General features: G+C 75.6%; 9 protein-coding genes. 3 read left to right on the top strand and 6 right to left on the bottom strand.

Going from position 1 to position 12,192, the window contains the following annotated elements:
- Positions 1-217: 217 nt before the first annotated feature.
- On the bottom strand, positions 218-1,189 hold the full coding sequence (locus ACQKM2_RS37255; protein WP_427717733.1) for a GlxA family transcriptional regulator: 972 nt from the start codon (positions 1,187-1,189) through the stop codon (positions 218-220).
- An 84-nt stretch (positions 1,190-1,273) separates the two neighbouring features.
- Between ACQKM2_RS37255 and ACQKM2_RS37250 the strand changes: the two genes are divergently transcribed.
- A complete protein-coding gene (locus ACQKM2_RS37250; RefSeq protein ID WP_427717731.1) occupies positions 1,274-2,572 on the top strand; it encodes an SLC13 family permease in 1,299 nt (432 codons plus the stop codon).
- 34 nt (positions 2,573-2,606) lie between these two features.
- Entirely contained in the window at positions 2,607-4,244 is a 1,638-nt protein-coding gene (locus ACQKM2_RS37245; protein ID WP_427717730.1) for an ABC-F family ATP-binding cassette domain-containing protein, read from the top strand.
- 154 nt (positions 4,245-4,398) lie between these two features.
- Here the strand turns inward: ACQKM2_RS37245 and ACQKM2_RS37240 are convergent, their stop codons facing one another.
- The 5 genes from ACQKM2_RS37240 to ACQKM2_RS37220 all read right to left on the bottom strand — a co-directional run bounded on the left by ACQKM2_RS37240 (position 4,399) and on the right by ACQKM2_RS37220 (position 11,265).
- Complete coding sequence (locus tag ACQKM2_RS37240; RefSeq protein WP_427717728.1) at positions 4,399-5,181, bottom strand: SDR family NAD(P)-dependent oxidoreductase; 783 nt, start codon at positions 5,179-5,181, stop codon at positions 4,399-4,401.
- Positions 5,182-5,203: 22 nt separating this feature from the next.
- On the bottom strand, positions 5,204-6,409 hold the full coding sequence (locus tag ACQKM2_RS37235; protein WP_427717725.1) for an MAB_1171c family putative transporter: 1,206 nt from the start codon (positions 6,407-6,409) through the stop codon (positions 5,204-5,206).
- Positions 6,399-6,911, bottom strand: a complete 513-nt coding sequence (locus ACQKM2_RS37230) for a hypothetical protein (RefSeq protein ID WP_427717723.1) — start codon at positions 6,909-6,911, stop codon at positions 6,399-6,401. The genes ACQKM2_RS37235 and ACQKM2_RS37230 overlap by 11 nt, the downstream gene beginning before the upstream one ends.
- Positions 6,912-7,170: 259 nt before the next feature.
- Positions 7,171-9,666, bottom strand: a complete 2,496-nt coding sequence (locus ACQKM2_RS37225; protein ID WP_427717721.1) for a Tex family protein — start codon at positions 9,664-9,666, stop codon at positions 7,171-7,173.
- 42 nt (positions 9,667-9,708) lie between these two features.
- Positions 9,709-11,265: a PLP-dependent aminotransferase family protein gene (locus ACQKM2_RS37220; protein WP_427717718.1), complete on the bottom strand. Its 1,557-nt coding sequence runs from the start codon at positions 11,263-11,265 to the stop codon at positions 9,709-9,711.
- A 55-nt stretch (positions 11,266-11,320) separates the two neighbouring features.
- Between ACQKM2_RS37220 and ACQKM2_RS37215 the strand changes: the two genes are divergently transcribed.
- Positions 11,321-11,950: a LysE family translocator gene (locus ACQKM2_RS37215; protein WP_427717716.1), complete on the top strand. Its 630-nt coding sequence runs from the start codon at positions 11,321-11,323 to the stop codon at positions 11,948-11,950.
- The last annotated feature ends 242 nt before the right edge of the window (positions 11,951-12,192 follow it).

Genomic DNA, 12,192 nt, shown 5'->3' with positions numbered 1-12,192 from the left:
GGGTCCGGGGGCGGAGCCCCCGGGAAGGGGTCCGGGCGCAGCCCGGGGAACGGAGGAAGGGCGGGTAGGGGACCTCGCCCCGCGCAGCGGCCCACCCACCCGCACCCGACCCACCGGCCCCAGCCACCCGAACCGGCCCCGCACCCGACGGCCGGAGTCCGGCGCAGCGCCGCCAAGCCGGGGAGGCCCCCTGGGGCCGAGCCGCGCGAGCGGCGCGTCAGAAAGGAGTCGGCCGGCGGCCGAAGCGGCGGCGGTATTCGGCCGGGGGCTGGCCCAGGGTCCTGACGAAGGCGCGCCGGAGGGCCTCCGGGGTTCCGTAGCCGCACGAGCGGGCGATCTGCGCGATCCCCTCCCCGCCCTCCTCCAGCAGCCGCCGCGCGTGTTCCACCCGCACCCGTTCCACGTACCGCCCCGGCGTCACCCCCGTCTCCGCCTGGAAGGCCCGCGCGAAGTGCCGCGGAGACAGCGCCGCCCGGGCCGCCAGGGCCTCCACGCCCAGGTCGCCGTCCGGGTGCTCGGCGATCCACTGCTGGACGTCCCGCAGCGGCTCCCGCCTCGCCGTCTGCGCCGCCAGCTGCGCGCTGAACTGCGCCTGGTTGCCGGGTCGGCGCAGGAACACCACCAGGTGCCGGGCGATGACCAGCGCCGCGTCCCGCCCGAGGTCCTCCTCCACCAGCGCCAGCGCGAGGTCGATCCCCGCGGTGACCCCGGCCGAGGTGGCGACGGGGCCGTCGCGGACGTAGATGGGGTCCGGTTCCACCGACACCCGCGGGTAGTCCCGGGCCATCCGTTCGCACACCGACCAGTGCGACGTGGCCCGCCGCCCGTCCAGCAGCCCGGCCTCGGCCAGCAGCAGTCCCCCGGTGCAGACCGACACCAGCCGGCCCGCGCGGTTCCCGTAGGCGCGCAGCCAGTCGGTGAGCCTCGGTTCGAAGTCGGCCGTGTACCGGCCGCCGGGAACCAGGAGGGTGGTCTCCGGGCCGGGGCGGGCGCCCTCCAGGTCGCCGTGCGGCAGCAGGGTCAGCCCGCTGCTGGTGCGCACCGGGGCGCCGCCCGGGGAGACGGTGCGGATCGTGTACCCCTGCTGCCCCGGGAAGCGGCCGGCTCCGTCGAAGACCTCGACGGGGCCGGTGACGTCCAGGCTCTGCACCCCGTCGTAGAGGACGACGAGCACGTTTCGCGGTGACATGCATCCATCCTGTGACCGGCGGCGGATGGCCGCAATGACGGGTGTCCCACCTATCCGGACACCGGTGGGGACGGGGTGCGATCCTTGGGCGGTCCCCGCCGCGCCGTCCGGAGTGCCGTCCTGAACACCGTCCTCGCCGAGTCCCTGTCCGTCGTCCTGCTGCTCGCCGTCCTGGCCTTCGCCGTACTGCGGCCGCGCGGGCTCCCCGAGGCGGCGGCCGCCGTGCCGGCCGCCGGGCTGCTGGTCGCCCTGGGGGTGGTGTCGCCGGCCGACGCCTGGGCGCAGACGCGCGAGCTGCTGCCGGTGGTGGGGTTCCTGGCCGTGATCCTGGCCCTCGCCCAGCTGTGTGCCGACGAGGGGCTGTTCCGGGCCGCCGGGGCGGCCGTGGCCCGGCGGGCGGCCGGGCGGGGGGCGGCGGGGCTGCTGGGCGGGGTGTTCCTGGTGGCCTCGGCGGTCACCGCCGCGCTGAGCCTGGACGCCACGGTGGTGCTGCTGACGCCGGTGGTGCTGGCGACGTCGGCCCGGCTTGGGGCCCGGCCCCGCCCGCACGTGTTCGCCACCGCGCACCTGGCGAACTCGGCCTCGCTGCTGCTGCCGGTGTCGAACCTGACGAACCTGCTGGCCTTCGCCGCGAGCGGGCTCACCTTCACCCGGTTCGCGGCGCTGATGGCGGCGCCCTGGGCGGTCGCCATCGCCGTGGAGTACGCGGTGTTCCGCCGCTTCTTCCGGGCGGACCTGGCCGCGCCGCCCGAGCACGTGCCGGGGGCGGCGGAGCCGGCGCCCGTGCCGCGGTTCGCCCTCGTCGTGCTGGTGCTGACCCTGGCGGGCTTCGCCGTGGCCTCCTTCGCGGAGGCCAGTCCCGCCTGGGCCGCGCTGGCGGGTGCGGTGGTGCTGGGCGTCCGGGCCCTCCGGCGCCGCGAGACCACCCCGCGGCGGCTGGCGGCCTCCACCGCGCCGGCGTTCTGCCTGTTCGTGCTGGCGCTGGGGGTGGTCGTACGGGCCGTGGTGGGCCACGGGCTCGGCGACGGGCTGGAGTGGCTGCTGCCCGACGGGGACGCGCTGCCCGCGCTGCTGGCGGTGGCCGGGGTGGCCGCCGTACTCGCCAACCTGATCAACAACCTGCCCGCGGTGCTCGCGCTGCTGCCGCTGGCCGCGCCCGGCGGGCCGGGGGTGGTGCTGGCCGTCCTGATCGGCGTGAACATCGGCCCGAACCTCACGTACGTCGGCTCCCTGGCCACCCTGCTGTGGCGGCGGCTCCTGCACGCGCACGGCGAGGACGTCCGGCTGGGCGACTTCACCCGGCTGGGGCTGCTGACCACGCCGGTGTCCCTCGCGGCGGCGGTGACGGCCCTGTGGGCGGGCCTGCGGCTGATCGGCGGGTAGTGGGGTGCCGGCGCGCCGATAGGATCGGGGCATCATGACTGCAACCCTCGTCGCCAAGAACCTCACCGCCGCGCACGGTGAGCGCACGCTCTTCGCCGGTCTCGACCTCGTCGTCGCGCCCGGCGACGTCATCGGCCTCGTCGGCGTCAACGGCGCCGGGAAGTCGACCCTGCTGCGCCTGCTCGCCGGGCTGGACACCCCCGAGACCGGGGAGCTGCGGCTCTCCCCGCCCGGCGCGGCCGTCGGCCACCTCCCGCAGGAGCCGGAGCGCCGCGAGGGCGAATCGGTGCGCGAGTTCCTGGCCCGCCGGACCGGCGTGGCCGCCGCGCAGGCCGCGCTGGACGAGGCCACGCAGGGGCTGGTGGACGGCACCCCGGGCGCCGACGACGCGTACGCGGACACCCTCGACCGCTGGCTGAACCTCGGCGGCGCCGACCTCGACGAACGCGCCCAGGAGGTCGCGGACGAGCTGGGTCTGGCCGTGAGCCTGGACCTGCCGATGTCGGCGCTGTCCGGCGGGCAGGCCGCCCGGGCGGGCCTGGCCTCCCTGCTGCTGTCCCGCTACGACGTGTTCCTCCTCGACGAGCCCACCAACGACCTGGACCTGGCGGGTCTGGAGCGGCTGGAGCGGTTCGTGACGGGGCTCCGCGCCGGCACGGTGGTCATCAGCCACGACCGCGAGTTCCTGGTCCGGACCGTCACCAAGGTCCTCGAACTGGACCTGGCCCAGCAGCAGATCAACCTCTACGGCGGCGGCTACGAGTCGTACCTGGAGGAGCGCGCGCGGGCCCGCAGCCACGCCCGCGAGGAGTTCGAGGAGTACGCGGACAAGAAGGCCGCGCTCGAAGGCCGGGCGCAGATGCAGCGCAACTGGATGGACAAGGGCGTGCGCAACGCCCGCCGCAAGTCCACCGACAACGACAAGATCGGCAAGGCGCTGCGCGGCGAGTCCAGCGAGAAGCAGGCCGCGAAGGCCCGCCAGACGCAGCGGGCGATCGAGCGCCTGGAGGTCGTGGAGGAGCCCCGCAAGGAGTGGGAGCTGCGCATGGAGATCGCGGCGGCCCCGCGCTCCGGCTCGGTGGTCGCCACCCTGCGCGAGGCTGCGGTCAAGCGCGGCGACTTCTCCTTCGGCCCGGCGAGCCTGCAGATCGACTGGGCGGACCGGGTGGCGATCACCGGGGCCAACGGCGCCGGCAAGTCCACCCTCCTCGCGGTCCTGCTGGGCCGGCTGGCCCCGGACTCCGGCTCGGCCGTCCTCGGCTCGGGCGTCCTGGTCGGGGAGGTCGACCAGGCGCGCGGCCTGTTCCTGGGCGAGGAATCGCTGCTGGAGGCGTTCTGCGCGGCCGTCCCGGACACCGAGCCGGCGGAGGTGCGCACGCTGCTGGCCAAGTTCGGCCTGAAGGCGGCGCACGTGCTGCGCCCGGCGGCGACCCTGTCCCCCGGCGAGCGCACCCGGGCGGCCCTGGCGCTGCTCCAGGGGCGCGGGGTGAACCTGCTGGTGCTGGACGAGCCGACGAACCACCTGGACCTGCCGGCGATCGAGCAGCTGGAGTCGGCCCTGGAGGCCTACGAGGGCACGCTGCTGCTGGTCACGCACGACCGGCGGATGCTGGACGCGGTGCACGTGACGCGGCGGCTGGAGGTCGCCGGCGGCAAGGTCACCGAACTCTGACGGCTCCGGGCACCGACGTCACCGGGCACCGCAGGGGCTCCGGCTCGGCGTGCGCGCGTTCCGCGCGGCCGGAGCCCGGCCCGGCCTGCCGTGCCGTGCCGTCCAGAACTCGTCCGGGCTGCTGCCCGGACCGCCGTTCCGCAAACCGGCCTGCTCAGGCGGGCCGGCCGGCCGGGGGGCGCCGGTCGCGGGCCATCCTGCGGGCCACGAAGGAGCGCGGCAGGTGCCGGACCGCGATGGCGTACGCCCGGTAGTGGCGGCCCGTGACGCTGATCGGGCGGCGGCGGGCGAGGTCGCGCAGGGCCTTGGCCACCACGGCCTCCGGCTCCAGCCACACCGCGTCGCGCAGGGCGCTGACGTCCATGCCGGCGCGTTCCTGGAACTCGGTGCGGGTGAAGCCGGGGACGACCGCGAGCACGCGGACCCCGTAGGGCTCCATGTCGATCCGCAGCGATTCGCTGAAGGCGGTGATCCAGGCCTTCGCCGCCCCGTACGTGCCGGTCGGGAGGAGGCCGGCGACGGAGGAGACGTTGAGGACGGCGCCCCGGCGGCGTTCGCGCAGGCCCGGCAGGAGCGCGTGGGTGAGGCGGAGCGGGACCTTCACGAGGAGGTCGAGCATCCGCTCCTCGTCCTCCACCGGGTTGTACGGGTAGGGCGCGGGCAGGCCGAATCCGGCGTTGTTGACGAGGACGTCGACGGGCCGGGCGGTGTCGGCGAGCCGGTCGGCGACGGTGGCGAGGGCCGCGGGGTCGAGCAGGTCGGCGGGCAGCACTTCGCAGGAGGTGCCGTTCTCCCGGGCGAGTTCGGCGGCCAGGGCCTCCAGACGGTCCTTGTCCCGGGCCACGAGGACCAGACGGCAGCCCTTGGCGGCGAAGGCCCGGGCGAAGGCGGCGCCGAGGCCGGCGCTGGCCCCGGTGATCAGTACGGTGGTGGGCACGTGGGCTCGCTCTCGGATGTGTTCAGGCGGTTCGGGTCGCGGGGGCGAAGGCGGCGGCCGTGGGCGAGGCCCAGGCCTGCGCGACGTCCACCAGGAACCTGGCCTCGTCCTCCAGGTCCCCGTCCTCGGCGGAGGTCCGCATCACGGCCGGCAGGTCCAGCGCGGGGGCCCGTGGCGGCTGTCCGGGCAGTCCGGGCAGTCCGGCGAGCTTGGCCCGCCGGGCCTCCTTCAGTACGCAGGCCAGCGCGGCGGCGGTGCGCCTCTGCTCGGGGACGCCCGTGCCGGCGACATGGCCGCGGGCGAGTTCCGGAACGCCCGGGGTGACGTACTCCCCCAGGATCAGGATCGCGTCGCGGGTCTCGATGACCTTGCGGTAGACGAGCAGGTCGCGCGGCACGGGCGGCCAGAGCAGTTCCAGCAGCCGACCGGTGCGGGGTTCGGTGAGGACCACGTACGGGACCGCCTGGACCAGGTCCCGCCACAGCGGCCACAGCCGCCAGGCGGTGGTGGCGTCGGCGAGGGTGCTGCGCAGCGCGAACAGGGTGGGCACGAGGATCGCGGCGGCGCGCAGCAGGCCGTGCAGGTTCATCAGCAGCGGCAGGGCGGGCAGTGCCCAGGTGCTGGCGAAGAGGGCCTTGAGCAGGTAGGCGAACCAGAACGCCCAGGCCAGCGCGGTGCCCAGGCCGAACAGCCGCAGTCCCAGGGCGAGTGCGCGGCTTTCGGAACGGCGGCCGTAGCGCCAGCAGACGAAGACGCAGACGGTGTTGGCGATCAGGTGGGCGGAGATGAGCACGAGCCAGTACGCGAGGGAGGGCACGGGCGGACCGGCGGACGGGATGGTGTGCGTGCCGTGCGCGGGGGCCGTGGCGTCCAGGGTGATGAGGACGGCGAACCAGAGCACCGTGCCCGCCCAGGAGGCGAGTTGGAGCCTGCGTCCGCGGGTGGCGGCGGCGACGAAGTAGAGCACGGCGCCGGCCGACAGGACACCGATGAGGTTGCGGACGATGCCGACGGTGTGGGCGTACGAGGGCTCGCGGCTCATGGCGTACGTGACGACGGCGGGCAGGTTGAGGGTCATCGCGGCGGCCGCGGTGGCGACGGCCAGCCACAGTCCGCGCTGTTCCGGGGAGCGCAGGGCGCCGGGGGCGCGGATGAGGACGGCGATCCACAGGCAGACCACGCTGGGGACGGCGAGCCAGTCTCCGGCGGCGGCGAGTTCAGCTGCCATCGTGGTGGCCCCGTGCGCAGCCCATGGCGGATTCCAGCCGGGCCAGGGCTCCCCGGGGCGTCGCGCCGCGGCGGGGGTGGCCGGCGGCGGAGGTGCGGATCCGGATGCGGATCATGCTCGCGAGCATCTCCGCCTCCTGCTCCTGGCGGGTGGTGTAGTCGGTGCGGCCGCGGACGACGGGGGCCCGGCCGTCGTCCTTCCCGCCCTCCAGCCAGTGGTGGCCGAAGAGGATGTGCCCGAGCTCGTGGAGCACGATGTGCTCGCGGTGCAGGGGGGTGGTGTGGGCCTCGTAGAAGACGTAGTCCACGGTGTCGGTGCCGATCCACAGCCCGCAGACGCCGGATTCGGCGGCCTCCCTGGGCAGCGGGTGGAGCCGGATGGGGCGGCCGCGCCGGTCGGCCATGTGCGCGCAGAGGCCCGCCAGGGAGAACGGGGCGGCCAGGTCCAGGTGACCGAGAATCGTCTCGCAGCGTTTGCGCAGGCTGAGGTCCCGGTAGGGCATGTGTTCCCTCTTCGGACCCTTTCTCGGGCAGCGTCGGTAGGCGTGGGGGGTGGGCATCGGCATGGCGTCCTGTGCCTTGGGGCGGCCTCGGGGGTGCGGTCCCCGACGGGAAAAGGGGAACGCCCGTCCGCGCGGGCGAACGGGCGTTCCACCATCCCTACCGATCTTCACCGGGAGTTGGCAAGGAAGTTCCCCTGGCGGGGTGGCTATTCGGCCACTCCTGCCGGGGCTCCCCCGGGCCGCGGCCCGGGGTGCGCCGCTACCGGCGGCCGCGGCCCTCCTCGGGGCCGGTCAGGCCGGCCCGGCGGAGGGCGTCGGCCATGGCGCTGTTGGCCGGGGCCGGGGCGCCGGAGCGCTGCCCTCCGCCGCCCTGGCCGCCCGTGCCCTGGCCGCCCGCGCCCTGGCGCCGGCCGTCGCCGCGTCGGCCCTGACCTTGACCTTGACCCCGGCCCTGACCCTGGCCCTGGCCCTGGCCCTGGCCCTGGCCGCCGCGCTGCTGCGGCGGCCGCCCGCCGCCGCCCCGGCGGTCGCCCTGCCGCTCGTCCCGCTGCCGGGGGGCGCCGGCACCGCGCTCGGCGCCCGCCTCGTCCTCCAGGCGCAGGGTGAGGGAGATCCGCTTGCGGGGGATGTCCACGTCCATGACCTTGACCCGGACGATGTCGCCCGGCTTCACCACGTCGCGGGGGTCCTTGACGAAGGTCTTCGACAGGGCCGAGACGTGCGCGAGTCCGTCCTGGTGGACGCCGATGTCGATGAAGGCGCCGAAGGCGGCCACGTTGGTGACCACCCCTTCCAGGATCATGCCGGGAGCCAGGTCGCCGATCTTCTCGACGCCCTCCTTGAAGGTGGCCGTCTTGAAGGCGGGGCGGGGGTCCCGGCCCGGCTTCTCCAGCTCGCGCAGGATGTCGGTGACGGTGGGCAGGCCGAAGGCCTCGGTGACGAACTGCTCGGGCCGCAGGGAGGAGAGCACGGAGGTGTTGCCGATCAGCGCGGCCACCTCGGCGCCCGCCGCCTTGCCCATGGCCCGGACCACGGGGTAGGCCTCGGGGTGGACGCTGGAGAAGTCCAGCGGGTCGTCCCCGCCGCGGATCCGCAGGAAGCCCGCGCACTGCTCGTACGCCTTCGGGCCCAGGCGGGCCACGTCCTTGAGGCCCTTGCGGCTGCGGAAGGGGCCGTTGGCGTCGCGGTGGGCGACGATGTTCTCGGCGAGGGTGCCGCTGATGCCCGACACCCGGGAGAGCAGCGGGGCGGAGGCGGTGTTGACGTCGACGCCGACGCCGTTGACACAGTCCTCGACGACCGCGTCGAGCGAGCGGGACAGCTTCACCTCGGCCAGGTCGTGCTGGTACTGGCCGACGCCGATGGACTTCGGGTCGATCTTGACCAGCTCGGCGAGGGGGTCCTGGAGGCGGCGCGCGATCGAGACCGCGCCGCGCAGGGACACGTCCATGTCGGGGAGTTCCTGCGAGGCGAAGGCCGAGGCGGAGTACACGGAGGCGCCGGCCTCCGAAACCATCACCTTGGTGAGGTTCAGCTCGGGGTGGCGGCCGATGAGGTCCCCGGCGAGCTTGTCGGTCTCGCGGGAGGCGGTGCCGTTGCCGATGGCGACCAGCTCGACGGAGTGCCGGGCTGCGAGGCGGGCCAGCTTGGCGATGGACTCGTCCCACTTGTTGGCCGGGACGTGCGGGTGGATCACGTCGGTGGCGACGACCTTGCCGGTCGCGTCGACGACGGCCACCTTGACGCCGGTGCGGAAGCCCGGGTCCAGGCCGAGCGTGGCACGGGTCCCGGCGGGGGCGGCGAGCAGCAGGTCGCGCAGGTTGGCGGCGAAGACCCGGACGGCCTCGTCCTCGGCGGCGGCGCGCAGCCTGGTCCGCAGGTCGATGCCGAGGTGGACCTGGATCTTGGTGCGCCAGGCCCAGCGGACGGTGTCGGCGAGCCACTTGTCGCCGGGGCGGCCGCGCTCGGCGATGGCGAAGCGGCGGGCGATGACGCCCTCGTACGTGGAGGGGCCGGGGGTGTCGGAAGGCTCTTCCGGCTCCAGGTCCAGGGAGAGGACGTCCTCCTTCTCGCCGCGCAGCATGGCGAGGACGCGGTGCGAGGGGAGGGCGGTGAAGGGCTCGGCGAAGTCGAAGTAGTCGGAGAACTTGGCGCCCGCCTCCTCCTTGCCCTCGCGTACCTTCGCGGCGAGCCGGCCGCGGCCCCACATGCGCTCGCGGAGGTCGCCGATCAGGTCGGCGTCCTCGGCGAACTTCTCCGTGAGGATGGCGCGGGCGCCCTCCAGGGCGGCGGCCGGGTCGGCGACGCCCTTGTCCGCGTCGACGAACGCGGCCGCGGCGGCCGCGGGTTCGACGGAGGGGTCGGCGAGCAGGCCGTCGGCGAGGGGCTCCAGGCCGGCCTCGCGGGCGATCTGGGCCTTGGTGCGGCGCTTGGGCTTGAAGGGGAGGTAGATGTCCTCCAGCCGGGCCTTGGTGTCGGCCGCGGCGATCCGGGCCTCCAGCTCCGCGTCGAGCTTGCCCTGCTCCCGTACGGAGTCGAGGATCGCGGCGCGGCGGTCCTCCAGCTCGCGCAGGTACCGCAGCCGCTCCTCCAGGGTGCGCAGCTGGGCGTCGTCGAGCATCTCGGTCGCTTCCTTGCGGTAGCGCGCGATGAACGGCACGGTGGAGCCGCCGTCGAGCAGCTCGACGGCGGCCTTGACCTGCCGTTCCCGTACGCCGAGCTCCTCGGCGATCCTGCCTTCGATGGACATGGTCACTGTGCGGTCCCGCCTGCCTTCGTGCGTTTGCGTGGAAGGCTGTCAATTGTGGCAGGTGCCGCCGGTGGACCGCGGGAGCCCCTCGGCCCTTTCCGGAGGGGTCGCGCGGGGAGGCACCCGCGGTGCCCGCCGGTCCGGGCGCGGTCGGGCCGTGCCCCGGTAGGCGGTCCAGGAGCGGCCCAGGCGGGCCGCCAGGACTTCCAGGCGGGCGTCCGGGAGGGTGAAGGGCAGGCGGACGTACGCGTCGTGGGCGCCCGAGGGGTCGGTGGCCGAGCCCGGGACGAGCTCCACCCCGTGGCGCAGGGCCACGCGAGCGAACACCGACGCGTCCGCCCCGTCGGGGAGTTCGAGCCACAGCGCCCCGCCGCCGTCGGGCCGCCGCCATCGCCAGTCCGGCAACTCCGCGCGCAGGAGGGACTCCAGCAGGGCCAGTCGCGCCCTCAGCGTTTCCGCCCGCCGCGCCCGCAGCGCGTCCACGCCGGGCAGCAGCCGGGCGGCCAGCGCCTGGTCCAGCAGCGGGCTGCCCAGGTCGGCCAGGGCCTTGAGCCGGGCCAGCCGTTCCACTGCCGCCGCCGGCCCCCGCACCCAGCCGATCCGCAGGCCGCCCCAGGCGGCCTTGGCGAGCGAGCCGACGCTGAGCACTTCCGCGCCGGCGGGGGCGTACCGGGCGACGGGGCCGGGCTCGGGGGTGTCGCGGATCCGGGTGTCGTAGGCCAGGTCCTCCACCAGCGGCACTCCCTCCCGGGCGCACAGCTCCGCGATCCGCGTCCGGCGGCCCTCCGACATCAGCACGCCGGTGGGGTTGTGGTAGGTCGGGGTGACATGGGCCAGCGCCGCCCCGGGCAGGGCCTGCGCGAAGGCGGGCAGCCGCACCCCGTCCCCGTCGAGCGGTACCCGCCGCAGCCGGGCCCCGGCGGCCAGCAGGGCGTCCAGGCAGCCGGGCCAGGCGGGGCTCTCCACCACCACCGGCGACCCCCGCCGTACGTACAGCTGCGCCACCAGCCCCAGGGCCTGGGTGGCGCCGGTGGTGACCAGGACCTGCTCCGGGGTGGTCGGGAGCCCCTGGCCGGTGTACCGGTCCGCGACCGCCGCCCGCAGTTCGGGGAGTCCGCAGGGGTGGTAGCCGGGCTGCGCGAGCAGCGGTTCCAGACCGTCCGCGAGGAGCCCGGCCAGGGCCTGCCGCACCTCCGGGGCGGCGCCCTCGGCCGCCACCGAGAGCGAGATCACCTCCACCGGCCCGTCCACGAGCCGCTGTACGAGGGCGGCCCCGGTTCCCCCGCGGACGCGTCCGTCGGCGGGGCGCAGAGCCGCCCGCGGCAGTGCGGCGACGCGGGTCCCGCTGCCCCGGCGGCTCACCGCCAGTCCGGCGCCGCGCAGGGCGTCGTACGCGTCGGCCACGGTCGCCCGGCTCACGGCGAGCGCCGCCGCCAGGGGGCGTTCGGCGGGCAGCCGGTCCCCGGGCGCGAGGTCGCCGGTGCGCACGGCCTCCCCGAGGGCGTCGGCGAGGCGGCGGTAGAGCGGGCCCGGAAGGGCCGTCCAGCCGCCCAGCACCCCGTCCAGGTCACCCGCGGTCCACGCGCGCGTGGCGGAGCGGTCCACTCGTCCCCCCATTGGCCCGGGTGCCGGGCACCCCTTTCCGGCCAGCCTAGGGGGTATGGAAACCAGCACCCTCCTCGGCTTCGCCGCCGCCTCCGCCGCCCTGATCCTGCTGCCCGGACCGAACCTGGTCCTGATCGTGACGCGGGCCGCCGCCCAGGGCCGCCGGGCGGGACTCGCCACGGCGGCGGGGGTGGAGACCGCGACGCTGGCGCACCTCGCGATCGCCCTGTCCGGGGTCGCGCAGCTGGTGGCCCGCTCCCCCGCCGCGTTCGCGGTCCTGAAATACGCGGGCGCGGCCTACCTCCTCCACCTGGGCGTACGGGCGCTGCGGCGCGGCCCGGCGGCGCTCGCGGCCGACGGCGCGGGGGTCCCCGTACGGCTGGGCCGCGCGTATGCCGAGGGGCTGCTGGTGAACCTGCTCAACCCGAAGGTGACCCTGTTCTTCCTGGCGTTCTTCCCGCAGTTCGTCAGCCCCGGCACGGCGGATCCGCAGGCCCGGATGCGCTTGCTGGGGGCGGTGTTCCTCGCGCTCGGGGCCCTGGCCGACGTCGTCTACGCCTGCTCCGGCGGGGCCGTCGGCCGGTGGCTGGGGCGCAGCCCGCGGGTGCTGGCGCGGCAGCACTGGGCGGTGGGCGGGGTCTACCTCGTCCTCGCCGCGCTGGCCGCACTGCCCGGCGGGGCATGAGCGCCCCGCGCCGCGCAAGAGCGCCTATCGGGCCACTCTGCGCCCTGCGCGCGCCCGGTGTTCCGCCGCCGCCGGGGCGGCCGGAAATCGCCCTGCCGCGGCATGCGGGGCGCCTGCGCCACAGGGGCGCGCGGCGTACACATGTCCGAATGACGCCGATGATCTGACGCCGGGTCAACACGCACGCCCACCCGGCCGAACCGGGGATCCGACCCTCGCCGTGCCCCGCCCGGACACGAATC

This window comes from Streptomyces sp. NPDC004126 (assembly GCF_050275515.1).
Lineage (GTDB): Bacteria > Actinomycetota > Actinomycetes > Streptomycetales > Streptomycetaceae > Streptomyces.
The sequence above is the reverse complement of the archived record's forward strand: the minus strand, read 5'-3'. Positions and strand labels throughout refer to the sequence as shown.